The organism is Arthrobacter sp. sptzw42 (genome assembly GCF_059089685.1).
On the sequence record NZ_JBNHEX010000008.1, the window covers coordinates 1 to 24,079 of the forward strand.

The window sequence follows — 24,079 nt, forward strand, 5'->3', positions numbered from 1 at the left end:
ACCCACAGGGGCGGACAGCCCGGCAAATTCAACCAATCAAAAAACAATCGGTATCAACAAACTTGGCACACTATTGAGTTCTCAAACAACAGACACACCCGGCACCACCACAACAACACGCCATGTGGATCGCTCCGGAGCAACTTTTCAAAGTTACCCGAACCCCCAAAGCTTTGCAAATCAACGTCTCCGCGATACAAACCCTCAAGAACCCGGCCCCACCCAAACAGGCACGCCCAAAAGCGAACCATATTCCAGGCCATTCAAAGGGGGGTTGGCCGCAAACTCTCCGCAACAGCGGCGGCGACTCAAAAAACAATACACCCCCAACACACCAACCCGCAAATCCACCCCCACCCAAACCCCACACCACCCAAAACCCCCGCCAACCCGCCAAAACCAGAGCAACCAACACCACCAAACCCCCCCACCCACACACCCAACCCCTATGAACCGGGTCACACTTACAAGGCGAGTTGGCCACAGCCCATGGGCGGAACAAGTACGCACCAGTACCTTTATGGGGACATCGAGGACTGGCCAGATTTAGGACCACGACCCCCTCTAATACGAAAAGCACGACGGGGCGGGCGGCGCAGGCGCGATTTCCCCAACAGTGCCCGCGCGGAGGCTGTGCTGACCGGGCTCCGGCCGGTGCAGCTCAGCGTGCCCACGGACGCCAGGCAACGTGCGCCAGCTGCGCAGGGGATCGCACTTCCACTGCCCTGGCGCTTCCCTCCGGAGCAATAGCGCTCATTTCGCCGAAGTGTTGGGCACCAGCTCTCAAAGGTCATCGGCGGGGGGAGTGAGCGAGTGACGAACCGGGCGCTGGACCGGGCCCATCCAGAGGGTTCGTCTATGCAAGTTTCGTCAACGCGCGTGACGGGCAGACCAACAACCGGCCCGTCACCGGCGCCATCGGAGTCACCGTCAGCGGAGTATGCCGAGATCCTGCCAGACGGAAAAGGCCCGACCTGCGCAGTGTTCCGGCCCCGCGGCAGCCTTAGGCAAACTTCCCTCAGAAGGTGCAACAACTAATGACTAAGTACAACTAGTCCACGAATTCCGACTGGGTCTCGATGAAGTCCCAGTCCGCCGCCGTCAACACTGCCGCCGGGTTATCGGGGCGGGGTCCGCCAGCCTCCGCAATGCCTTGCAGTACCGGAAGTGGAAGTTCCTCGACACGAAGGTTCTCCCGCAGCCATTCCTTGCTGGCGAGGTCCAGGTCCAGCCACCACATAAAAATCTCCATGCCCTCACGCCCTTTCGTCAGCTGATTTAACGGTAGGCGCGGGCCGGTCGGGCTACAAGGTATTGGGAGCGGCTCCAAGTAGTGCGCCCGTTTCTTCGGGTACCGGCAAGTAACCGGCTTTCCGGGAGCACGCCAAAGACGAGTAGTCCCTACTCACGACTGGCAACGAGGGCCCACCTAGCCTGAAAACTCAAGCAAGCTGACCGTGCTGCTGGGGCAATCGGTGCATTCGCTGGTCCTCCTCGTCATGGTCGGTTTCACATCAGAACTGGGGAGAATCATCATGAAACGTGCCATAACAACGTTGGGGGTGCTGGGCCTGACTGCATTCGCCGTCGCGGCTCCCGCCGTAGCGGACCGTGGCAGCGATGACGACGACAGGATTGTCATTTGCCACGCCGGCTCCGGCTCCAACTCCAGCCAGTACAGTCCCATCACTGTTGCCGTCCCGTCACTGAACGGCCATGACGGGCACGGCGCGGACATCATCCCGCCAAATGACGGCATGGATTACGGACAAAACTGGGATGCCCTGGGGAGGGCCATCCATGCCGGCGGGTGCGTGACGCCGGGTACATTGGTTCCTCCCGTGCATCCACCCGTCGTAGTGAACCCGCCCGTCGTACCGCCCGTCGTAGTGAACCCGCCCGTCGTACCGCCGGTAGTTGTTCCGCCCATAGCTGTTCCGCCGCTCGTCGTACCGCCGGCAGTAGTGAACCCGCCCGTTGTTCCGCCGGTGGTGGACCAGCCCGTGATACCTCCCGCCGTCGTGGTTCCACCCGTGGAAGTGCCGCCGGCGGAACAACCCGTGGTTACCCCCATTACAAACCCGCAAATTGTTGAACAACCCGCAGCCGTTCCGCCAGCGACAGTACCGCCGGCAACAACCGTCGTCGTGCCCGAACAGCCGGCGGCAGTCCAATCGGAGGCCACGGTGTCCCAGGCAGCAGCAGCAGCTCCCACCACCGGTGCCGCCACCAGCACTGGCCGGGGAACGAACCAGGGGTACAACGCCCAGACTGCCGTCGGCGGACCTGACGCCGAGCCGTCCTGGCTGGCCGGCCTGGGCGCACTGCTTACAGCTGGAACGGCAGTGGCATTCCGCCGCAAGCCCCGCACACTGCCCCTCACACGCTGACGCGGGTAAGCCCCGGCCGAAGGCCGCCTGGGAAGGAAGGCGTCCCGCCCCGGCGGGGCGCCTTCCTGCCCTATCCCACATTTTCAGTGGAAAAGGAGCAGCATGTCGAAAAAAACTAGCCGGCAAGCAGCCTCCGGAGCGCGCAGGTGGAGGCGCTGGAACCGGGGCGACCTGATGATTCTCCTGTGCGGCGTCATGGCCTTTTTATCCCTCACTTTCGGCGCCCCCGTGTTCCAAGCGGCGCAAGTACCTCCCGGTGTCAGCGGGGCCATGACAGCACCGCCCTCCGGCGGCACCTTCGACAAACCGGCACCAAAGGCCCCGACGGCGATGCCGGGGGTGGCACCCCCCGCCTCGGCCGCTGCTCCTGCCGCTGCGCCTGCTCCTGCCCAGCAAGCGCAGGCCCCTGCCCTGCCGGCAGCAGCCGCCCCGGTGCGCATCCGCTACCCATCGGCGGCCTTCGATGTGCCGGTGCATGCACTGGAGCTGGACGACGCCGCACGCGCCAGCGAAACGATTGTGCCGCCGGCAACCAAGGACGGCTACTGGCTGGCCCCGTTCGGTACCCCGGGAAACGGCTCCACCAACACCACTTACATCATCGGCCACAGCTGGGAAGGCACAGAGGCACCCTTCAACCAGCTGAGTTCATCGGCCGCAGTGGGCGATCTGCTGGAGGTGGACACTGCAGGCGGCTCTATGCCCTACCGGGTGGACAGCGTGACAACCCACCTGAAGTCCGGCCTGAAAGACAGTCCAATTTGGGACATTGTGCCCAACCGGCTGGTGCTGATCAGCTGTTACACCCAGGACCCCTGGGGCAAAAACGTGGTGGTCATGGCTTCGCCGGCTGCGTCCTGACCCTTCCGGGCGGGTTGGCGCTGTTCAAGAGAGTGGAAGCAGGCTGAAAATAGATTATGTCGTCAGAAAACACGCGCGGTACTTCACCGCTGCTGGTAGGTGTTGCTCCCCGCCAGCATCCCGAGGTCCTGCAAACAGCCGCCAACCTCGCCGCCAGGCTGGGGACCCGCCTGCTCTGTGCCTACGTGGATGAGGCGAGCTACCTGGTGGAGTGGGACCCGGCCCGGTCCGCCCACAGGCTCTCGCTGCACCCGGACGCAGATGCGGAAAACATCGGCGGCGTGACGGCCGAACTGAAGACTGCCATTGAAGCCGCTGTGGCCCAGGTGCCGCCGGGGACCGCCGCCGCTGAGTGGACCCTGCAAACGCTGGCAGGGGATCCCGCCCGTGCCCTCGCCCAACTTGCGGCGGAAACAGATGCACCGATGATCATTGTGGGAACCTCCGAGCGGGGCTTCTCGCACCGTCTTGCGGAGGCTCTCAGCGGCTCCGTAGGTGCCTGGCTCACCCATCATCAGAGCAGGCCCGTCCTCATCGTGCCGTACCGGATGGCAGCCCACCAGGACCGGTCCTGACCCATAGATGAGCGTCCTGAACGGCTGGAGATGAGGCCCAGTAAGTAAAGTGAAAGTAGTTATTCAGGGTGCTGGCGGACCGGGCTACCAGCCCGTAAGCTAATTCAAGCAGGCCGATTCCAGCAGCATGGAAGCTGGCCTTGCCCAAGAGCCGCTCCGGAGTGCGTATCCCCCAATAACGCACTCCGGAGCTTTTTTGTGTCCGATAGCCCTCTCTATGTATACCCCGGCGGGGTACTTGTGCCGATACCCCACCGGGGTATACCGTAAATGGCATGACCACAATTGACGGAGCAGCAACTGAAACGGCCATGGACCAGGCGCCAGCAGGGCACGGGTACGCCGCGAACAAGGATGCGTACCTTCGCCGGCTTAAGCGCATTGAAGGCCAGGTGCGGGGGATCGCACGCATGGTGGATGAGGACAAGTACTGCATCGACATCCTCACCCAGGTTTCCGCCGTCACCAAGGCTCTGCATGCCGTCAGCCTCGGGCTCGTTGAGGAGCACATCGGCCACTGTGTAGTGGGCGCCGCCTCCGAACCTGACCCCGCTCTTCGGGCAGAAGTCATCGATGCCAAAGTCAAGGAAGCTGCTGACGCCATCGGCAGGCTTCTGCGTTAGCCGCCTTCCCGCGGCAGATTCCCACACCCTTTCCCAAAGCCGTCCCAACAAGAGGAGCACACCATGAGCACCATTTCCCCTACCACCACAACTGTCAGCGTTTCCGGAATGACCTGTGGCCACTGCGTCTCGGCCGTCAGCGAGGAACTTGAGTCCCTGGCAGGCGTAGAGGCAGTGGACGTCGAACTCAACGCCGGCGGCATTTCCACTGTCACCATCACGTCCAGCAAGGAACTGTCGCCGTCCGAGATCGGCGAAGCCGTGGCAGAGGCCGGCTACCTGGTGGTAGCCAACGAAGCGTAGACACCACATCTATCCAGGGAACGGTATGAGCAATCAGGAACTAATCTCCCAGCCCGAAAGCCGGGTGGTGGAACTCGACATCCAGGGCATGACCTGCGCCTCCTGCGTCAACCGGGTGGAAAAGAAACTGGGAAAGCTCGAGGGCGTCCAGGCCCTGGTAAACCTGCCCCTGGAATCAGCCCACGTCACAGTCCCGGCCGGGATCACCGACGAGCAGATAACCAACACTGTCAATGCCGCCGGCTACAAAGCAACAATCCGCCAACCGCTTCACCCCACCCTGCACCAGGCGGGCGGCACCGCGGGCCACGAAACTGCAGTTGAAGGGGTTATGCCCTCGAGCGGTGACATCGGGGACGTGCGGCAGCATGCGTCCAAGCGAGGAGCGAGCGGGCGTGCCGAGCACGTCTCCGGTGGCGCCGCGGCGGTCGGTCACGGCACGGGCAGCGAAGACACCGTCTCTCACGGGGGCGCTGCCTCCCGGCTGCGCCCGCGGCTGATCCTGGCCGCAGTCCTGACAGTGCCCGTGTTCCTGATTTCGATGGTCCCGGCGTTCCAGTTCGCGCACTGGGGTTGGGCCGCAGCCACGCTGGCCCTGCCCGTGGTGACGTGGGCTGCGTGGCCGTTCCACCATGCTGCCGCCATCAACGCCCGGCACTTTGCTTCCACGATGGACACCCTGGTGTCCATCGGCGTTGTTGCAGCGTACCTGTTCTCGGCGTGGCAGCTGTTGGCGGATCCGCTGATGACGGAGCACCCCGGCATGGAAGGCATGGAGCAGGGCGGCCTTTACTTCGAGGTTGCGGCCGTCGTCGCCACTTTCCTGCTTCTGGGACGCTATCTTGAGGCGAACGCGAAGCAAAAGGCCGGCGATGCCCTGCACGCCCTCCTCAGCCTCGGGGCCAAGGATGCCACCGTTTTGCATGACGGCCGGGAGCATTGGATCCCCGCCGGGCAGTTGCAGATAGGTGATGTCCTGGTGGTCCGGCCCGGCGAGAAGATCGCCACGGACGGTGTGGTGGTTGAAGGGTCCTCGGCCGTGGACGCTTCGCTCGTCACGGGCGAATCAGTACCCGTGGACGTGCGTCAGGGCAGCCGGGTCACCGGCGCAACCATCAATACCTCCGGCCGCCTGTTGGTCAGGGCCACCCGCGTCGGCTCCGAAACCACACTTGCCCAGATGGCACGGCTTGTGTCACAGGCACAGACGGGCAAGGCTCCCATTGCCCGCCTCGCGGACCGCATCAGCGGTGTGTTCGTTCCCGTAGTCCTGGTGATCGCCGTTCTTACCTTTGTGCTGTGGATCCTTATCGCCGGCGCGGAAGGCGGAGGCCTGCGCTCGGCCTTCGTTGCCGCCGTCGCCGTTCTCGTGATCGCATGCCCGTGCGCGCTCGGCCTCGCCACTCCAGTCGGCTTGCTCACGGGCACCGGCCGGGGCGCGCAGTTGGGCATCCTCATCAAGGGCCCGCAGGTTCTTGAGGACACCCGCACCGTGGACACCATCCTGCTGGATAAAACAGGCACCGTCACCACGGGAGTTCTGGCCGTGGACTCCACCCTTGCCTTTGAGGGATTCGACGAACGTGAGGTGTTGAGGCTGGGCGGCGCTGTTGAAGCGGCCTCCGAACACCCTATCGGGCGTGCGATAACCGCTGCCGCGGCAGCGGCCCAGGATGCGGGCACAGCCACCATTTCAGTGCCCGACGGCGCCCGCCTGCCATCAGTGCAGGCCTTCCGTTCCGCTCCAGGCGGCGGAGTCGCCGGAACCGTCGAGGGCAGGCTTGTCACCGCCGGCCGCACCGGCTGGCTTGAGGATAACGGCATCGCTTTGACTCCGGCGCAGCTGCAGCTGCTGGCTAAGGCGGAAGCTGCAGGCGCAACCGCGATCTGGGTTGCCGTGGACGGTGCTCCTGCCGGCATCATCAACCTGCGGGACACCATCAAGGAAGGTTCCGCGGCTGCCATCGACCGGATGAAGTTCCTTGGCCTGCGGCCCATCCTCCTGACCGGGGACAACGCCGCTGTTGCCGCCCAGGTGGCCGCCGCCGTCGGCATTAATCCTGCAGACGTCTACGCAGGGGTCCTGCCGGAGGGCAAGGTGGAGGTGGTGCGCACGCTGCAGTCCGGCGGGGCTACCGTGGCCATGGCCGGAGACGGGGTCAATGATGCTGCAGCGCTGGCCCAGGCTGACCTCGGCATTGCCATGGGGTCCGGAACCGACGTGGCCATCGAGGCGGCCGACCTCACCGTGATGGGAAGCGACCTCTCGCAGGTGGTCCAGGCCATCGAACTGTCCCGCCGAACCCTGTCCACCATCAAGACCAACTTGTTCTGGGCGTTCTTCTACAACGCCGTGGGCATACCGGTGGCGGCGCTGGGACTGCTCAACCCGATGATCGCCGGTGCCGCGATGGCAGCCAGTTCCGTCCTGGTGGTGGCCAACTCCCTGCGCCTGCGGAGCTTCGGGAAGCAGGCCTAGGGCGCCCGTCCGGATGCCCAGGCACTGAACGCGACGTCAGGCGGCGCCATACCGGACCGCCGCCCGGGCCCGCGCCTTTGCCGCCTCGGCTTCCCGGTCCTTGGGCGGTGCCTGCGTCACCAGCGAGTCAAGAAGATGCTGGGTGATGTGGGCAATCTCGTGGACTGCTTCTTCGAAGGCTTCCTCGTTGGCCTTGGACGGTTTTGTGCTTCCGCTGACCTTGCGCACGTACTGCAACGCTGCGGCATGCACTTCCTCCGACGTGGCGTTCGGTTCGAAGTTGTGAAGGGTTCGGATATTCCGGCACATACCGCCATGCTAGGCGCTGGATCGCCAAGGATCGACCCCCTCCAGGAAGGTTTATTCTTCTGGTGTGCCCTTGCGGCACTCCGCCGCGGCGTGGCACTTAGGGGACGGGCTCGACATCGTTCGCGTGCTTCAGCGGTGAGGGCACCCTGGGTGCGTCCACGGCCCTACCGGCGGGGACAGCCGAGGGGGCGCGCAGCTCATCGAACCGGACCAGGATAACGCCGCCGACGATAAGCGCACCGCCCAAAAGCTGGATGGCGCCCGGCAGCTCCCCCAGCAGCAGCCACGCCCAGATCACGGCGAAGAGGACCTCGGTCAGCGATACGAATGAGGCCACCTTTGATCCCAGGGCGCGGGCGCCCATAATGCCGGAGACATAGGCCAGGACCGTTGCCAGGATGACCAGTCCGGCCAATGAAACCCACCAGGGGGTGACCCACGGGCCAAGCTTGGTGTCGGCCGTGTTGAATGCCATGGGCAGCAGGCCGGTTGCAGCGGCAAGCCACATCACGGCTGCGCCCACCATAAGTCCGCCCGAGGCCAGCACTATGGGCGGCAGAGAGTCATTTTCCTTGGCCGTGATGAAGAAGTAGATGGCAAGGCAGACCGCGGCGGCGACGCCCCACATGACACCCACCGGGTCCACCTTGACCGTGCCAGTGAGGTCCAGGACCAGCACCAGGCCGCCAAGTGAAAGCAGGGTCCCGCCGAACGTCAGCGCACGCGGGCGCCTCCGGCTGGCCGCCCACAGCCACAGCACAATCAGTACGGGCGCCAGGTACTCCAGGAGCAGGGCCACCCCAACGGATAGCCGGGCCACGGCGTTGAAGTAGAACAGCTGGCATGCCGCGACGCCGATCAGGCCGAACAGGACAATGGTCAGCCAGTTGTCCCGCAGCTGGTGCCAGCGGCCCCGCAGCGCAGGAATGGCAGGGACGGCGAGGATCAGTGCGGCCCCCGTCAGCCGGGCGGTCACCGCAGCTCCAGGTGACCAGCCTGTTTCCAGCAGCGCTTTGGCGAAGGAGCCGGAGGTTCCGAAGACCGCGGATGAAAACAGCGCGATACCGAGCCCGGAGGCCAGGAAGCCGCGCCGCGGCGCAGCCGTCCGGCTGCTCGGGGGGTGATTGTGGGCGGCAGGCACCGTCGCCTCCTGTCAGGAGTAAAGTGGGGTAATGGTCATGACACTACGCCCCGCGTCCGTAAGGAGTCAAGATGGTCTTTGCCCCTGACACCGAGGTGGCACTCCGCACCGTCGTTAATCTCATCAACTCCGCCGCCAACGGACGGGAACAGCTGACTTCCCAGCAGGATCTGGACAGCTTCCTTGCCGCAGAAGGGTTCACTGGCTCCCGGACCCGGGACGCAGCGGAGCTGGCCAGCGTCCGCGGACTGCGGCGGCAGCTCGCGGACCTGTGGATTGCCGACGAGGAAGCGGCGGTGGCCACCGTGAACGGGCTGCTGCGGGCTGCCAACGCCCTGCCCCAGCTGGTCAAGCATGACAAGTGGGACTGGCATCTGCACGCCACTACCCCCGAGGCCCCACTCGCCCACCGGATGAGCACGGAAGCGGCCATGGCCCTGGCAGACGTGATCCGCAGTAAGGAGATGGACCGGCTGCGCACCTGCGAGGCAGAGGACTGCGACGCCGCCGTGCTGGACCTCAGCCGGAACCGGTCCCGGAGGTATTGCGATACGGGCAACTGCGCCAACCGTGCGCATGTGGCTGCCTATCGGGCGCGGCAGGCGGCGGCAAATTAACGGCCCAGCAAGCGCATATCACGCCGCCCCGGCGGAGCAGGGCGCCCCCAGCGTATAGGTCAGCGGTCTGCAGTACCCTCGGGGCCGCCGTCGGAAGCGGGCGGTTTCTGGACGCCGGGCGCGCCGAACCCGTGGGAACTCTTTGGAGCCGAGCTGAGGTTCACGCCGGAGCCCTTGCCCAGGTAATCCGCGTTGTCCTTGTGGCTCATGGCGAGCATCGCGGCAATCACCAGGGTGACGATGAAGGCAATGCCCGCGGCAGTGAAGGCAAGATCGAAACGGGGGGCCCGTGCAGTGCCGCCGGAGGCGAAAATCACCACGGCCACGAAGGCGATTACGGCCCAGAAAGCGGAGAACATCAGCGGGCCCTTCACCGAGGTCCGCATCTTGCGCGGATGTCCTGGTTGCTGGTCTGCCACGGTGATTCCTCCCTGCAGGCGGCGCGCCGGCCGGCCCGGGTCGATGTCTTTCGGTATGTGTCCGGTCATTTCCACGACATTTCTACGAGAAGTAGAACCGGACACCTCCTAGTTTACGGGGTTCCAGCAGCGGTGCGGGCATCGTGCCGGATGGTCAGCCCGGCAAGGGCCCACAGCACTCCGGAAATAATGGCTCCGCCACCGGCAACGCCCAGCAGCGCATGCGCTCCAAGGCCGATAAAAAAGGGCAGGATGGCGGCGGTGCCGAGCCCGATGATCCCCGAGGCCACCCAGTCCCTGGCGAGGACGTGCCGGCCGCGGAATCCAAGCCCGCAGAACAACTCGAAAGCCCCCGCTACGCCCAGTCCCAGGGCTGCAATCACACCAAAAAGGAGGTCACCGTGCAGGAGCACCAGCGAAAAACCGGCGCCGGCCAGCACGGACCCGGCCGCGGAGAGCTTCTTGCCCACCGCACTGTCACGCGGGAACCCCGTAGCGGGGATACCCCACATCAGGAGCAGCCCGGTTGCCAGCAGGTAGAGCCCGCCGGCCCAGCCCATGACTTCCACGGACGGTGCTGCCCAGAAGATGGTCACAGCCCCAAAGACCAGCGCCGCCGCGGAACGAAGGAGCACCGGTTTCCACAGCTCAGCCGCGGGGCCCGTTCCGGAAGCAGTACCTGCGGGAGTATTCGGTTGGGTCACCGGTCCAGTTTAGTGGGGGCAGCGCCTACGTCGAACCGAGCACCAGCCAGCGGTCAGACCGGGCGCGGGCGCCCAGGGTAACGGCGCGTGCGGCCATGTAACCGAGGGCAAAGGCCGCCCACAACCAACCCAGCGCGGCCCCTCCGCGTGCGCCTGACAGGGCCACGGCGATCAGGAGTGGCCCGTACACCGCGAGGTTCACCATGCCGGCGAGCGCCAGGTATTTAGCGTCCCCCGCGCCGATCAGTACCCCATCGAGGACAAAGACGTAGCCGGCGACGGGCTGGCCGGCAGCTAGGATCCACAAGGCGACGGCCAGGGCCGAGTGCACCTCGGGATCGGACGTGAACAGGGAGCCAGCCCAGGGAGCGGCGAGCGCCAGCAGTGCACCGGTGACCGCGCCGAAGCCAAGGCCCCAGCGGGTCATGGTCCCGGTCAGGACCCGTGCCCTTGCAGGGTTTGAGGCACCGAGTTCCTTGCCGATCAGCGCCTGCGCAGCGATGGCCAGGGCGTCCAAGGCGAAGGCCAGGAACGAAAAGACGGTCATGGCGAGTTGATGGGCAGCAAGGTTGACCGGTCCCTGTGCCGTGACCACAACCACGGTTGCCAGGATCGCCACCCGCAGGCTGAGGGTCCGCAGCATCAGCCACGACCCCACCCGCGTCATGCTCCTGATCCCCCGCCAGCTGGGCAGGAGGCTGACGCCGTTGCGCCGGGCGTTGCGCCTCACCATCACCAGGTAGACGGCGGCCATGGCCCACTGGGCCAGGCTGGTACCCACGGCGGAACCGGTCACAGACCAGTCCAGACCGTAGACGAGCCACAGGTTCAGGACGATGTTCAGGCCGAACCCAGCGGTGGCCACCACAAGCGGCGTCCGGGTGTCCTGCAGGCCGCGAAGGAGGCCGGTGCCGGCAAAGATGAGCAGCATGGCAACCAGTCCTGGCATGGACCAGCGAAGATAGTCGACGGCGAAGGTGCGGACATCACCTTCGGCTCCCAGGAGGCCGATCAGCGGGTCGGCGGCCAGGAAGCCCGCCACGGCTAACCCCGTGCCCAGCAGCAGTGCCAGCCAAACGCCGTCGCGCCCTGCCGCCAGGGCTTTGCCCAGCTGGCCGTCCCCAATGGCCCGGGCGACGGCGGGGGTGGTGGAATACGCGAGGAAAACCATCAGGCCGACGGCAGTATGCAGCACTGCCGACGCCAGCCCCACTCCTGCCAGCTGCGCCACGCCAAGGTGGCCAACAATCGCCGAATCAGCCAGCAGGAACAGCGGTTCGGCAACGAGCGCGCCAAAGGCCGGAACAGCCAGCCGAAGGATTTCGCGGGCATGTCCCTTCGGTGGTGCGGCTGGCGCCGGGGCAGGTAATTGGGGCACCCCGCCAGCCTAATGGGCTACCTGCGGAGCATGGCACGGCATGACAAAGACCACAATATGAAGCAATTAGTTGACGCTTCAACTATTAGCACGGAAGACTAAGGTCTTATGAAACAGTCACGACTTACCACCACCGCTGTCACCGTCCTCCGGATTGTCCTGGGCTTCCTCTTCGCCGCCCACGGCTGGCAGAAGTTCTCTGAATGGACCATCGCTGGCACGCAGGCCTCATTCGCCAAAATGGGAGTTCCGGCAGCGGAAATTGCCGCACCGGCCGTTGCCGTCCTGGAACTGGGAGGCGGAATCGCACTGATCCTCGGTGTCCTCACCCGTGTGGTGGCCGCACTCCTGGCGCTGGACATGCTGGGCGCCCTGTTCCTGGTGCATGCCTCAGCTGGAGTGTTCGCCGCAAACGGCGGCTATGAACTGGTCCTGCTCTTCGCAGCGGCAGCCTTCGCCCTGGCGCTGACCGGTGCAGGGCGCTTCTCTGTTGACCGTGCAGTGTTTGGCCGCGGCAACTCGAAGCTGGCCGTCCTGGCCTGACCCGGGCCTCAGGTTTCCGATCGCGAACGACGGCGGATGGGCACGAAGATGCCCCTCCGTCGTTCTGGGTTAATCAGAGCGGCCAAAAGCACAACTTCGAATGAGCGCGTCCAATATCTTTCGGGAAAGTTGGGAAAACGCTTGCCAGCAGGTTCGCGGCGCTGATAAACCTTGGGTGCTGCAGTGAGAGCTGCATCACCCCTCCCAGGTCTCAGTCATCCCGAATCGCTCCGAGAATCAAGCAGTAGCTGCAGAGCAGTCTCCGCCGCTACTGATTTGAATCGTTACAACCTTCCTGGGTACCGCTTTGCCACTGCTCATCGAAGGAGATGTCCGTGAAAACACCCCCGCCAGTGACCCCGCTGCCCCAGGAAGCACCGCCACCCCGACAGCGCAGGCTGCCCGCCGGAGCGAAGGCCGTTACGGCTGCCGTGGCTTCCGCCGCCATCGCCTTCACCGGGCTTCCGACAGTTCAGGCCGATACCGCCTTGCCGCCCGTGGGAAGCGGCTTCAAATTCGACTTCGGCCCCGGTGCCCTGGCGGAAGGCTACTCACCCGTTGCCGCCAATACGCAGTATTCGGCGGGCACCAATTATGGCTTCACGGACACCGCCGTTACCTCCGGCACGGACCGCGGCACCGGGGACCCATTGCGGTCCGACTTTGTCCAGGCGCAGGGCAGTTCCTTTTTGGTGGACCTGCCCAACGGTGACTACACCGTTAGGCTCATCGCCGGGGACGCCGCCGAAGCCACCAACATCGCCATCACCGCGGAGAAGATGGCCAAAGTCCAGGCAACGGACAAGCCGGCCGGCCAGTACCTGGAAATGGAATTCCCGATCTCCCTGGTGGACGGCCAGCTCAACCTCGATTTCACCGGAACAGCGGCCAGGATCAACTCCCTGGTCATCGCTGCCCGCGCTCCGCGGACCGCCACCACTGACCCCGGCGTCTACCTGGCCGGTGACTCCACCGTGCAGACCTATGACCCCGGCTTCGCTCCGCAGGCAGGGTGGGGCCAGATGATCGACCGGTACTTCAATGACAGCGTCTCTATCAAAAACCACGCCATTGGCGGCCGGAGCTCCAAAAACTTCATTAGCCAGGGCCGGCTGGACGAGATCCTGCGCGTCATCAACCCCGGCGACTACCTGCTGGTCCAGTTCGGCCACAACGACGCCACCATAGGCGTCGATGACCGCTACGCCTCCCCCGCGGACTACAAGGAATACCTCCGGACGTACGTCAGCGGGGCCCGCCAGCGTGGAGCGACACCAGTCCTGGTCACCCCGGTGGGACGCCGGGACTACGACGAAGCCACCGGCAAGTTCCGGGTCAGCTTCCCCGAGTACGTGGCCAAGATGCAGGAGCTGGCCGCGGAGGAAAACGTGGCTTTGGTTGATCTCTCAGCTTCGAGCCGCGCCTACTACGACGCCATCGGTCCGGAAGACACCAAGTCCGTTTTCCTCCATGTCGACGCAGGCGTCTATCCCAACCGACCCACCGGCACGGTGGACAACACCCACTTCCAGGAATACGGCGCCATCCAGATCGCCCGCCTGGTGGCCGGCGGAGTGAAGCAGCTCGGCCTTCCGCTGGCTGCACGCGTGAAGGAAGTGGCACCGCCGTCGTCCGTTCCGGCCAAGCCGCAGGGCCTGGTGGCCGGCAGTGTTTCCAGTGCGGGAGCACTCCTGAAGTGGCAGCATGTTGATGGCGCGGACATCTACAAGGTGTACCGCAAGCTGGCCTCCGAGCCGGACAGCGCCTACAAGCTCACCACCACCGCGACCGTCCCCACCGCCAACCTGGCCGGGCTGGCTGAAGGTACGGCATACAACGTGCGCGTCGCAGCGATGAACGGCAAGGGCCTCTCCGAGCCCAGCGACACCCTCCCGGTGACCACCAAGCAGGCGAAGTACAAGTTCGACTTCGGGCCGGCGGGAGCACCGCTTGAGGCCGGGTACACCGAGGTCAACCGGACCATGGCCTACACCCCCGAGCGGGGCTTCGGCTTCAAGGACATCTCGGTACTCAGCGACCGCGACCGCGGCGCAGTCACCAGCAACCTGCTGCGTGACTTCGTCCTCAGCGGATCCAGCTTCGAATTCCAGCTCGACGTTCCCAACGGCACCTACGCGCTGAAGACCTACCACAGCGACTGGATCGGCTCCACCCGGACCGACGTGGCCGCCGAGGGCACGCCCTTCGGCCAGGTCTCCTCCAGCAGGGCATCCTCGGCCACCAAAATCATCAACCAGGTCCTGGTATCCGACGGCCAGCTGAACCTGGCCATCAGCGGCTCCGGCCAGCGGCTCAACGGCCTGGAGGTTACCCCGCTGCTGGTGGGACCGACCAACCTGCACGCGGCGGCGGTCAACGCCGCCGCCGAACCCCCCACCGTGGACCTCGCTTGGGACACCGTGGCAGACGCCGCCAGTTACAAGGTGTTCCGCCAGGCCTCCTTTGAAGCTCAACCACAGCTGATCGCGGAAAACGTCAGCGCCGCTTCCTTCCAGGACACCACTGCTTTTGCCGGACTGAAGTACAAGTACTTCGTTACGGCGCTGGACAGCACAGGACTGGAATCGGTTCCGTCCAACACCGTGGAGACCGCCCTGGTGGATCCCACCACCCCGGTCCCTGCTGCCACCAGCAAGGTGGACGTGAAAGCGGTGGAAAAGACCAGTGTCACCCTCAAGTGGCAGAAAGTCTCCGGGGCTGCCGCCTACCAGGTCTACCGGTCCACCTCCCCCGACGGCCCCTTTGACTATGTAGGCCGTGCCTCCGAGGTCAACTACACGGACTACACGGTGCTGACCACCATCAAGTACTACTACCGCGTCACCACCGTGAACAAGGGCGGCGAATCCACGCCATCGGCGGTGGTGGGGACTGAAAAGGTTACCGTCGTCAACCGCCAGATGGAGAAGCTGGACCGCGCCCCCGTGGCCCTGCTGACCGGTGACGGTGTACGGGTGGGCTGGCGCATGCTGGGCCTTGACCCGGAGCAGGTTGGCTTCCATGTCATCCGCGACGGCGTCCAGCTCACTGATGAGCCGATCCGCAACAGCACCACTTTCCTGGATCCCGCCGGTACCGCCGCCTCGAGGTATGCCATCAAGACCGTGGGCAACGGCGGGGACCAGCTTACGGCTGAGTTCACACCGCTGGCCCGGGACTACCTTGCCATCAAGCTGGACAAGCCCGCGGACGACTACACCAAGGACGGCCAGCCCTACAGCTACTCCACCGGCGACTCGAGCGTGGCGGACCTGGACGGCGACGGAACCTACGAGGTTCTCCAGATGTGGTCACCGTCCAATTCCAAAGATAACTCGCAGGCAGGCTACACCGGCACTGTCTACGTGGATGCCTACAAGATGGACGGCACCAAACTCTGGCGCATCAATATGGGCCCGAACATCAGGGCCGGCGCCCACTACACGCAGCTGCTCGCTTACGACTTCGACGGCGACGGCAAGGCCGAAGTGGCCATGAAGACGGCGGACGGAACACGGGACGCGGCCGGCACGGTGGTGGGCAACCCGAGCGCCGACCACCGCAACAGCACCGGCTACGTGCTCACCGGCGACGAATTCCTGACCGTCTTCCACGGCGCCACCGGAACCGTGATGGACACCGTGAAGTACGACCCGCCACGGGGCGACGTGGGAGCCTGGGGAGACACCTACGGCAACCGCGTGGACCGGTTCCTTGGAGCCGTGGCCTACCTGGACGGCGAGCACCCCTCCATCATGTTCAGCCGGGGTTACTACACCCGCGCCGTGGTGGCCACCTACGACCTGGTGGGCGGCAAGATCACCAAGCGCTGGGTCTTCGATTCGGATGCTGCGGGCGCACAGTACCGGGGCCAGGGCAACCACAACCTGTCCGTGGCCGATGTTGACGCCGACGGGAAGGACGAGTTCGTCTTCGGATCCATGACCATCGACGACAACGGCAAGCCGCTGTACAACACCGGCCTCGGCCACGGCGACGCCATCCACACCAGCGACCTCGATCCCTCGCGCCCGGGGCTGGAAACCTTCGCCGCCCACGAGGACATGTCTTCAAGCGGAAACAGGGGTGCCACGTTCCGGGATTCGCGGACAGGTGAAGTGCTCTGGAGCATTCCGGCTGCCAAGGACACCGGCCGGGCGGCCGCCGGAGACATCGATCCCCGCCACGCAGGCACCGAGGGCTGGGCCATCGGCGGCGACGCGTCCTGGAATTCCCCTGTCGGCGAGCTCCGCTCGGCTAAGGGCCAGCTGATCGCCAACCGCATTCCAGCCGCCAACTTCCTGGCGTGGTGGGACGGTGACCTGCTGCGCGAAATTGTGGACCACGACTGGAACGCCGCCGGCAACACCGGCACGCCCAGCATTGCCAAGTGGAACTGGGAAACCGAGTCCAGTGACCGGCTGCTGACGGCTGCCGGCGCCAAGACGAACAACAGCACCAAGGGGAACCCGGCCATCCAGGCGGACCTCCTGGGCGACTGGCGTGAGGAACTGGCATGGCCCTCGGCGGACAGCACCGAGCTGCGGATCTACACCACCTCCGCAGCCACGGACGTCCGGCTCCGTACGCTGATGCATGATCCGGTATACCGCCTCTCGGTTGCCCGCGAGAACATCGCCTACAACCAGCCGCCGCACCCCGGCTTCTTCATCGGTGAGGGCATGGAGCTCCCCGCCCAGCCGGACATCGTCTATACCCGCGCCGGCTGAATCTCCGGAACCGTCTTTAGCAGGTCAGCAATGCCCGTCCGCCCTTGGCGGGCGGGCATTTGTTGTTGGACCGCAATGTTGCAGGCCCAACTGATGGGTAACCGGAGGCGTCAGTAAGATCGCACCATGACTGAGACTGGCGTCCCCAACTCCGTGACCCTTCGCTTCCTGGCCGCCCCCATGGACGTGGGGCACAGCGGTTCCGTAGACGCCGGGACGGTTTTGGAATGGGTGGACAAGGCTGCCTACGCAGCTGCCGTGGGTTGGGCAAAGTCCTACTGCGTCACTGCCTACGTGGGCAACATCCACTTCGCCGATCCCGTTAACAGCGGCGACATGGTGGAAGTGGAAGCCACTATCGTCTACACCGGCCGTTCGTCCATGCACATCAGGACCGTGGTGTCCTCAGGGGACCCCAAGGGTGGCCCGGCAACCATGCGCAGCCAGTGCGTGGTGATCTTTGTAGCCGTAGGGGAGGACGGGAAGCCCATCCCGGTCAAGCAGTTCGAACCTGTCACCCCAGGTCAGATCGAGCAACGGGACCATGCGTTGGCGCGGGTGAAGATCCGCGAGCAGATCGTGGAAGCTATGAACCGGCAGGAATATACCGCCGCGGGTACGGCCGAGCGGGTCACCCTGCGGTTCATGGCCGCTCCCACCGACGTGAACTGGGGCGGAAAAGTCCATGGCGGCATCGTGATGAAGTGGATTGACGAGGCTGCCTACGTCTGCGCGTCCCGCTATTGCGGGATGGACACTGTGGCCGTATTTTCGGGCGGCGTCAGGTTCTACCGCCCGCTGCTGATCGGCCACATTGTGGAGGTTGAAGCGCGCCTGGTGTACACGGGGACGAAGGGCATGCACATCGCCGTCCACGTCCGCTCGGGCGATCCAAAAGGCCGCGAACTGAACCTCACCACCTATTGCCTCACCGTGATGGTGGCGCGCGACGACGAAGGCAACTCCGTCCCGGTTCCCGCCTGGGTACCTGTCAGCGATGAGGACAAGAGGCTCCACGCCCATGCCCGCGAACTGCTGGAAATTCGGGCAACGGCGCCGGGCAACCGGCTGCCGAACCACCTGCTCGCACCCGGCTGAGGGGTGAGGGCGAAAACTGTCCTCAGCAGACCGGCAGGACAGCCGTGGCTCAGAAGCCTCCGCCGCCGGCGTCGGCTGCCATGTTGGCGAAACGGGAGTAGTGGCCCTGAAACGCAACCACGATGTCCTTGGTGGGCCCGTTACGATGCTTGGCCACCAGGATGTCGGCCTCACCTGCGCGGGGTGATTCTTTGTCGTAGACGTCCTCACGGTGGAGCAGGATGACCATGTCCGCGTCCTGTTCAATGGAGCCGGATTCACGGAGGTCCGAGACCATGGGGCGTTTGTCTGACCGCTGTTCCGAGCCACGGTTCAGCTGGGACAGGGCAATGACAGGAACCTGGAGTTCCTTGGCCAGCAGCTTCAGGGCACGGGAGAACTCGGAAACTTCCTGCTGGCGGGACTCCACCTTTTTGCCGGAGCTCATCAGCTGCAGGTAGTCGAGGATGACAAGCTTGAGATCGTGCTGCTGCTTCAGCCGCCGGCACTTGGCGCGGATTTCCATCAGGGACATGTTGGGGCTGTCATCAATGAACAGGGGGGCGTCATTCATCCTGCCCATGGTGGTGGCAATCTTGGACCACTGCTCGTCCTTAATGGTTCCCTTGCGGAGGTCCTGCAGGCCGATGGTTGCCTCCGCCGAGAGCAGGCGCATGGCAATCTCGTTCCGGCCCATTTCGAGCGAGAACATCACGGTGGCCAGGTTGTTTTTAATGGCCGCTGAGCGGGCAAAGTCCAGGGCGAACGTGGACTTACCAACAGCGGGCCGGGCGGCAATGACGATCATCTGTCCGGGGTGGAGGCCGTGGGTAAGCTCGTCCAGCTCGAAGAAACCGGTGGGGACTCCGGTCATGCCCTCACCCCGGTGGCCGGACGCCTCAATTTCGTCCACCGTGGACTCCATGACGTCCTTCAACACCACGTAATCCTCTGCGGTGCGCCTTTCCGCGACGGCATAGACCTCGGCCTGGGCCTGGTTGACCAGGTCCTCCACCTCGCCGTCCGAGCCATAGCCCAGCTGCACGATCTTGGTGCCGGCGTTGACCAGGCGCCGGAGGACCGCGCGTTCAGCAACGATCTCTGCGTAGTAGCCGGCATTGGCTGCAGTGGGAACAGTCTGGATCAGCTCATGGAGGTAGGCAGGGCCGCCAATCCGGTTGATCTCGGCGCGCTTGGTGAGTTCATCGGAGACCGTGACGGCGTCAGCCGGTTCACCGCGGCCGTAAAGGTCGATGATGGCTTCATAGATGGTTTCATGCGCAGGCCGGTAGAAGTCCTGGCCGCGGAGAATCTCCACGACGTCGGCAATGGCGTCCTTGGACAGCATCATTCCGCCGAGGACGGATTGCTCGGCGGGAATATCCTGTGGAGGCTTCCGGCTCACGTCCGATCCGCGGGTGGCTTCGATCGGGTCCAGATGCGCTACTGACAAAGCTGCCGTCCTCCATGTGTACCGGGGACCGAAGTGCCCGGTGCTAACCATCCTGCTAAGGCGTCTGCGCTGCAATAGCTGCGCTCGGCCACCTGCCAAGGATTACCAGCAGGGTCCGACAATCCCCGCGCTGCCCGCGCGGTGTGTGGGCTTCCGCCGAAGTTATCCCCACTATCCACAGGTTTTCCACAATGGGGTATCCCTGCAGGCTGCAGCGGTCCTCTGTGTATCCTCCTGCGCCCTCCCGGCGGCGTTCCAAGCCACCGAAAAACAGGTACCCCGCTACGCTAGCCGCACTCGCTTGGCCCTCAAAGCCAGCATGCGGGGAAGGGTGTGGATAACCTGTGCAGTACCGGGCATAGCTTGTGCACAGCCTGTGGGGAAAGCTGTGGAAACGAAAAAACTTTGCCGCCTTTTATGCGTCTGAGCTGCGGAAACGTGCCAGCAGGCATGTGGAGAGAATATTTCTTTTCGGGAATTTCATCCACAGCCTGTGCTGCGGGTGCGGGGAAGGATAGCGTCTCCGGGCTGCGTCCACAGGGCCGGCCGCCGCCACTGTGGCGGCTCTCATATCTTCCGCAGCTGATCCGGCCCTCCCCTGCGCCCGCCTCCATGCAGAGCCCTGAATATTGCTGTGGATAACCTCGATGTGGCATAAGCTCTATGCATGGGCGAACTGCTGCTGGTGTTGTTGCCGGCAATTGTTTTGGTGGCGCTCATTTGGGGTCTTATCACAGCCCTGAGCCCGCGTGATGCGGGCATGTCTGAGGCCGAAAAGTACCAGCGCGACCTGGCGGAACGTTCAGCCCTGCACTACGCAGCCCAAGTCCAGGCTGCCACGGCCGCCCGCGCCCGCCTGGAACGGAATACGGAGCCGAGCCAGAACTCCGCCCAGGCAAGGCAAACAGATCTGGCTGCTGCCAGGAAGCACATAGAACGGCTTTAGACAATGGAATCGCTAGTGGCCCCCGTCCTTATCCTCCTTGCAGTCATTGCAGGGGTAACACTTGCGGCCCGCGCCGTGAACAGGCGGAAGGCTGCCCGCAGCGCGGAACCGGCAGCGCCCGCGGTTACGCCCGCTGAGCTCGCGCGGACTTCCGCTGCCAGACTTTCCGAGGAGGAGCACCGGAGGCTGTATGCCCTGATCGCCCAGGGCCAGGCGATGGCGGCCATCAAGTTGTACTACGAGAGCACCGGAGAGGGCCTGCGGGCGGCCCGGGACGCCGTTGGAGCCCTGGCAGCCCATCCCCAGCCCTACCGGGGCGCCGAAGCTCCTCCTGCCGCTGTCGAGGATGACGAGGACGAAGAACCGCAGCGTTTCCCCTACCGCTACCGCGCCATTGCCAGTAAGGGTGATGTGACCCGTGAAGTCAGCAGCAACATGCTTAATGACGAGATCTACGGCAGAATCCGCACGCTTGCCCGGAGCGGGGACACCGAAGCTGCGGTAACCGCCCTGACGCGGCACTCGGACATCACCCCGAAGCAGGCCCGGGAGTTCATCGAACTACTGGACGACTGAGGGATGCCGGCACCTACCCCGCGCCTTCCTATGATGGGCCGCGTCCCTGCCGGCCCGACCTAGAAGTCGAACATTTCCCCCAGCCAGCCGTCCTTCTTCTTGTGGCGCCGCCGGTCATGGTCCCTGTCGTGGTCCTTGCCGTACCGGCGGTCATCGTAGCCCCGCTGCTCCCCGCGCGGTTCGTAGCCGGGATACAGGGGCGGAGGTGCCAGTCCGGGTACCGGGGTTGCCGGCGGGACCGGGGCGGGACCCGGCAAGGTGTCCGCAGCGCGGTCCAGGATCTTGTCCAACTCCCCCCGGTCCAGCCATACGCCCCTGCATTGGGGGCAGTAGTCAATTTCCACCCCGCTGCGTTCGGTCATGAGCAGTTCCACGGAATCCACAGGACACTTCATGCCCGCATAACGTCCGGCAGTGCCCGAAAGTTCGGCGGCAGGTCAGCGGGTTCCGGAAATACCCGCCAGAAGCTGTTCGAACGGCAGCGACTCCATCGGGGCCGGCTTCCGTTCGGGCTGAGGTCCTTCCAGCAGGCGCGCAAACTCACCCGCCGCCCGGTTGATGCGTTCGGCAAGGCCGGAGCCGCCGTCGGCCGCAGCGCCCCAGTCCTGCGGCCCTGCGAAGACGCCTGTGGCGGCCGCCCGGGTGCGCAGATAGCTGAACAGCGGCCGCAGAGCGTAATCGAGGACCATCTGGTGACGGTCGGTGCCGCCGGTAGCACCCAGCAGTACCGCTTTGCCGTCCAGGGACTTGGGATCCAGCACGTCGATGAACGATTTGAAGAGGCCGCTGTAGGACGCACTGAAGACGGGCGTCACTGCGATGATTCCGTCCGAGGCCTCTACGCCGGCAATGACCTCCGCCAGGCGGGGAGCCGCGTACCCGGTAACAAAGTTGTTGGCGATGTCCACGGCCAGGTCGCGGAGTTCCACAACGTCCACCTGCACGCTGAAGCCGGCGCCGCCCAGCTCCCGTTCTGCCGACGCAGCCAGCTGGTCTGCCAGCAGGCGGCTCGATGACGGTACGCCGAGTCCGGCGGAAAGGACTGTGATGCGGCGGGTTTCCATGGCATTCTCCTGTTGCTGGTTCATTTCATCGTACATGCATATGCATCTACCTACTGAACCGGTCAGGTTCCCGGACTATTCCCGGGCGTCCGCTAGAGCAGCACCGATCCCCGGATGCAGGCTGTGGAATGTCCACCTATCCAGATACCGCCGTCGTAGGCCCTGACGTGAACACGTCCTGCCCTGCCCAGTACGGTTCCCTGTGCCGCTACATACTCTTTCGGCGCCCTGTTGCTGTTGATCAGCCACTGCGCTGCGCCGGCATTGAAGCTGCCGGTAACGGGGTCCTCCATCATGGAGTCGCCGGGGAGGAACGTGCGGATTTCAAAGTCGGCTTCAGCTCCAGGTGGGTGCGCTCCCACGACTCCCACTTTCAGCTCGCCCATTGCGGCATAGTCGGGTCTGACCGACAGTACCTGCTCCGCGGATTTAAGCAGCACGCCGATCCACTCGGGGCCGTTCACCAGCCAGGAGGCATCAAGGATGTCAGATTCGGCAATGCCCAGGCCCGCGGCCAGCTGGCTGCGAAGCTCCCCCGCCACGGGGCCGAAGCGGGTGAGGGGCGGGGCCGCGAAGGCCAGCCGGCCGCCGTCGTGCTTCACCCGCACCAAACCGGCACCGCACTCCTGCACCACGAAGGCCTCGGATTGGGGCACGCCGCCGGTCTCGAGCCAGGTGTGAGCGGAACCAAGCGTTGGATGTCCGGCAAACGGAAACTCCTCACTCCCAGTGAAAATCCGTACGCGGTAGTCCGCACGGGGGTCAGTGGGGGGAAGCAGGAATGTTGTTTCGGACAGGTTGGTCCAATTGGCGAACTGCTGCATCTGATCCGCTGTCAGTCCCTCGGCGTCTGCCACCACCGCGAGCGGGTTGCCGCGGTACGGCTGAGTGGAGAAGACGTCAACCTGATGGAAGGGGCGGCTGCGCGGTAAAGGTGAACTCACCGCTGCAGGGTATCACCGGCGGTGGCCGGCACACCGCCGCTCTTGTGGCACCTCTTCCGGGCAGGAAACGGCACCGGGCCCGCCGCACGGCATCCTCGAGGCCCGTGGGGCCGCAAGGTCAGGCAGATGCATCGGCGAAGGGAGCAGACAAAAGACCCCCGCTGCCGGAAACCGGCAACGGGGGTCTTGGTGCAGCTTGAAACTACTTGCCTGCGACTACGTCGAGTTCGATCACAGCAGCAACGTCGTCGTGCAGACGGACGTTAGCCTGGTAGGAACCGACGGACTTGATGTGTGCCGGCAGTTCAACCTTGCGCTTGTCGATGCGGCCAAGGCCAGCGGCCTCAACAGCGTCAGCGACGTCGCCCTGCTTGACGGTGCCGAACAGGCGTCCGGTCTCGCCAGCCTTGACAACGAGCTTGACCGGCTTGGAGGAAAGTGCAGCAGCCTGCTTCTGAGCGTCTTCCAGGGAAGCGTGCTCGCGGGCGGCGCGGGCAGCCTTGATGGACTCAACCTGCTTCTCGCCACCCTTGGACCAGGTCAGGGCGAAGTTGCGGGGGAGCAGGTAGTTACGTGCGTAACCGTCCTTGACCTCTACAACATCGCCGGCAGCACCGAGACCGGTTACTTCGTGGGTCAGAATGAGCTTTGCCATGTTAGTTAATCCCTTCCTTAGCCGCGGCCAGCGCCGGAGTAAGGCAGCAGGGCAACTTCGCGGGCGTTCTTGATTGCCTGTGCGATCTTGCGCTGTTCCTGCACCGTGACGCCAGTGACGCGACGGGCGCGGATCTTTCCGCGGTCGGAGATGAACTTGCGCAGCAATGCTACGTCCTTGTAGTCGATGACAGTGATGTCAGCGGCCTTCAAGGGGTTGGACTTTGGTTTGGGCTTACGGAGTTCAGCCTTAGCCATCGTGGAGCTCCTATTCTAGGGAGCCCGTGGATATT

General features: G+C 64.5%; 24 protein-coding genes. 12 read left to right on the forward strand and 12 right to left on the reverse strand.

The window, feature by feature from the left end:
- Positions 1-1,051: 1,051 nt before the first annotated feature.
- Positions 1,052-1,252 carry a hypothetical protein gene (locus AC5RT4_RS11430; RefSeq protein ID WP_494105785.1) on the reverse strand — a complete coding sequence of 67 codons (201 nt, stop codon included), beginning with the start codon at positions 1,250-1,252 and terminating at the stop codon, positions 1,052-1,054.
- 283 nt (positions 1,253-1,535) lie between these two features.
- Here AC5RT4_RS11430 and AC5RT4_RS11435 point away from each other — a divergent pair, with 283 nt between their 5' ends.
- From AC5RT4_RS11435 to AC5RT4_RS11460, 6 genes are all read left to right on the forward strand, one after another.
- Entirely contained in the window at positions 1,536-2,390 is an 855-nt protein-coding gene (locus AC5RT4_RS11435; protein WP_494105786.1) for a hypothetical protein, read from the forward strand.
- Between the two features lie 102 nt (positions 2,391-2,492).
- The gene (locus AC5RT4_RS11440) at positions 2,493-3,251 is read left to right on the forward strand and encodes a class F sortase (protein ID WP_494105787.1); all 759 of its coding nucleotides are present in this window, start codon (positions 2,493-2,495) and stop codon (positions 3,249-3,251) included.
- A 56-nt stretch (positions 3,252-3,307) separates the two neighbouring features.
- Positions 3,308-3,826: a universal stress protein gene (locus AC5RT4_RS11445; protein WP_494105788.1), complete on the forward strand. Its 519-nt coding sequence runs from the start codon at positions 3,308-3,310 to the stop codon at positions 3,824-3,826.
- A gap of 275 nt (positions 3,827-4,101) precedes the next feature.
- Positions 4,102-4,449: a metal-sensitive transcriptional regulator gene (locus AC5RT4_RS11450; protein WP_494042285.1), complete on the forward strand. Its 348-nt coding sequence runs from the start codon at positions 4,102-4,104 to the stop codon at positions 4,447-4,449.
- 63 nt (positions 4,450-4,512) lie between these two features.
- Positions 4,513-4,752 (forward strand): heavy-metal-associated domain-containing protein, encoded by a 240-nt coding sequence (locus AC5RT4_RS11455; protein ID WP_494042284.1) that lies wholly within the window; start codon positions 4,513-4,515, stop codon positions 4,750-4,752.
- A 25-nt stretch (positions 4,753-4,777) separates the two neighbouring features.
- Positions 4,778-7,231 (forward strand): heavy metal translocating P-type ATPase, encoded by a 2,454-nt coding sequence (locus tag AC5RT4_RS11460; RefSeq protein WP_494105789.1) that lies wholly within the window; start codon positions 4,778-4,780, stop codon positions 7,229-7,231.
- A gap of 36 nt (positions 7,232-7,267) precedes the next feature.
- Here AC5RT4_RS11460 and AC5RT4_RS11465 read toward each other — a convergent pair whose 3' ends face one another.
- Both AC5RT4_RS11465 and AC5RT4_RS11470 read right to left on the reverse strand, forming a co-directional pair.
- A complete protein-coding gene (locus AC5RT4_RS11465; protein WP_494105790.1) occupies positions 7,268-7,540 on the reverse strand; it encodes a DUF2277 domain-containing protein in 273 nt (90 codons plus the stop codon).
- A gap of 97 nt (positions 7,541-7,637) precedes the next feature.
- Positions 7,638-8,681: an EamA family transporter gene (locus tag AC5RT4_RS11470; protein WP_494105791.1), complete on the reverse strand. Its 1,044-nt coding sequence runs from the start codon at positions 8,679-8,681 to the stop codon at positions 7,638-7,640.
- Between the two features lie 71 nt (positions 8,682-8,752).
- On the opposite strand from AC5RT4_RS11470, the gene AC5RT4_RS11475 reads away from it, so the two are divergent.
- The gene (locus AC5RT4_RS11475; RefSeq protein WP_494042280.1) at positions 8,753-9,298 is read left to right on the forward strand and encodes a CGNR zinc finger domain-containing protein; all 546 of its coding nucleotides are present in this window, start codon (positions 8,753-8,755) and stop codon (positions 9,296-9,298) included.
- Between the two features lie 59 nt (positions 9,299-9,357).
- Here AC5RT4_RS11475 and AC5RT4_RS11480 read toward each other — a convergent pair whose 3' ends face one another.
- The 3 genes from AC5RT4_RS11480 to AC5RT4_RS11490 all read right to left on the reverse strand — a co-directional run bounded on the left by AC5RT4_RS11480 (position 9,358) and on the right by AC5RT4_RS11490 (position 11,799).
- The gene (locus AC5RT4_RS11480) at positions 9,358-9,717 is read right to left on the reverse strand and encodes a hypothetical protein (RefSeq protein WP_494042293.1); all 360 of its coding nucleotides are present in this window, start codon (positions 9,715-9,717) and stop codon (positions 9,358-9,360) included.
- A 113-nt stretch (positions 9,718-9,830) separates the two neighbouring features.
- The gene (locus AC5RT4_RS11485; protein WP_494105792.1) at positions 9,831-10,421 is read right to left on the reverse strand and encodes a hypothetical protein; all 591 of its coding nucleotides are present in this window, start codon (positions 10,419-10,421) and stop codon (positions 9,831-9,833) included.
- 25 nt (positions 10,422-10,446) lie between these two features.
- Positions 10,447-11,799 (reverse strand): MATE family efflux transporter, encoded by a 1,353-nt coding sequence (locus tag AC5RT4_RS11490; protein WP_494105793.1) that lies wholly within the window; start codon positions 11,797-11,799, stop codon positions 10,447-10,449.
- 108 nt (positions 11,800-11,907) lie between these two features.
- On the opposite strand from AC5RT4_RS11490, the gene AC5RT4_RS11495 reads away from it, so the two are divergent.
- From AC5RT4_RS11495 to AC5RT4_RS11505, 3 genes are all read left to right on the forward strand, one after another.
- Entirely contained in the window at positions 11,908-12,342 is a 435-nt protein-coding gene (locus AC5RT4_RS11495; protein ID WP_494105794.1) for a DoxX family protein, read from the forward strand.
- Positions 12,343-12,677: 335 nt separating this feature from the next.
- Positions 12,678-17,072, forward strand: a complete 4,395-nt coding sequence (locus AC5RT4_RS11500) for a rhamnogalacturonan lyase family protein (protein ID WP_494105795.1) — start codon at positions 12,678-12,680, stop codon at positions 17,070-17,072.
- Between the two features lie 126 nt (positions 17,073-17,198).
- Positions 17,199-18,170, forward strand: a complete 972-nt coding sequence (locus AC5RT4_RS11505) for an acyl-CoA thioesterase (protein WP_494105796.1) — start codon at positions 17,199-17,201, stop codon at positions 18,168-18,170.
- A gap of 49 nt (positions 18,171-18,219) precedes the next feature.
- Here AC5RT4_RS11505 and dnaB read toward each other — a convergent pair whose 3' ends face one another.
- Positions 18,220-19,602, reverse strand: a complete 1,383-nt coding sequence (dnaB, locus tag AC5RT4_RS11510) for a replicative DNA helicase (RefSeq protein WP_256247236.1) — start codon at positions 19,600-19,602, stop codon at positions 18,220-18,222.
- Between the two features lie 667 nt (positions 19,603-20,269).
- On the opposite strand from dnaB, the gene AC5RT4_RS11515 reads away from it, so the two are divergent.
- Entirely contained in the window at positions 20,270-20,548 is a 279-nt protein-coding gene (locus AC5RT4_RS11515) for a hypothetical protein (protein WP_494105797.1), read from the forward strand.
- Positions 20,549-20,551: 3 nt separating this feature from the next.
- Positions 20,552-21,124 carry a hypothetical protein gene (locus tag AC5RT4_RS11520; protein ID WP_494042273.1) on the forward strand — a complete coding sequence of 191 codons (573 nt, stop codon included), beginning with the start codon at positions 20,552-20,554 and terminating at the stop codon, positions 21,122-21,124.
- A 59-nt stretch (positions 21,125-21,183) separates the two neighbouring features.
- Here the strand turns inward: AC5RT4_RS11520 and AC5RT4_RS11525 are convergent, their stop codons facing one another.
- The 5 genes from AC5RT4_RS11525 to rpsR all read right to left on the reverse strand — a co-directional run bounded on the left by AC5RT4_RS11525 (position 21,184) and on the right by rpsR (position 24,044).
- On the reverse strand, positions 21,184-21,519 hold the full coding sequence (locus tag AC5RT4_RS11525; protein ID WP_494105798.1) for a TFIIB-type zinc ribbon-containing protein: 336 nt from the start codon (positions 21,517-21,519) through the stop codon (positions 21,184-21,186).
- A 42-nt stretch (positions 21,520-21,561) separates the two neighbouring features.
- On the reverse strand, positions 21,562-22,188 hold the full coding sequence (locus AC5RT4_RS11530; RefSeq protein WP_494105881.1) for an FMN reductase: 627 nt from the start codon (positions 22,186-22,188) through the stop codon (positions 21,562-21,564).
- Between the two features lie 92 nt (positions 22,189-22,280).
- Positions 22,281-23,132, reverse strand: a complete 852-nt coding sequence (locus AC5RT4_RS11535; protein WP_494105799.1) for a PhzF family phenazine biosynthesis protein — start codon at positions 23,130-23,132, stop codon at positions 22,281-22,283.
- A gap of 202 nt (positions 23,133-23,334) precedes the next feature.
- Positions 23,335-23,787, reverse strand: a complete 453-nt coding sequence (gene rplI / locus AC5RT4_RS11540; protein ID WP_494042270.1) for a 50S ribosomal protein L9 — start codon at positions 23,785-23,787, stop codon at positions 23,335-23,337.
- A 17-nt stretch (positions 23,788-23,804) separates the two neighbouring features.
- On the reverse strand, positions 23,805-24,044 hold the full coding sequence (rpsR, locus tag AC5RT4_RS11545; protein ID WP_003800144.1) for a 30S ribosomal protein S18: 240 nt from the start codon (positions 24,042-24,044) through the stop codon (positions 23,805-23,807).
- Between the last annotated feature and the right edge of the window lie 35 nt (positions 24,045-24,079).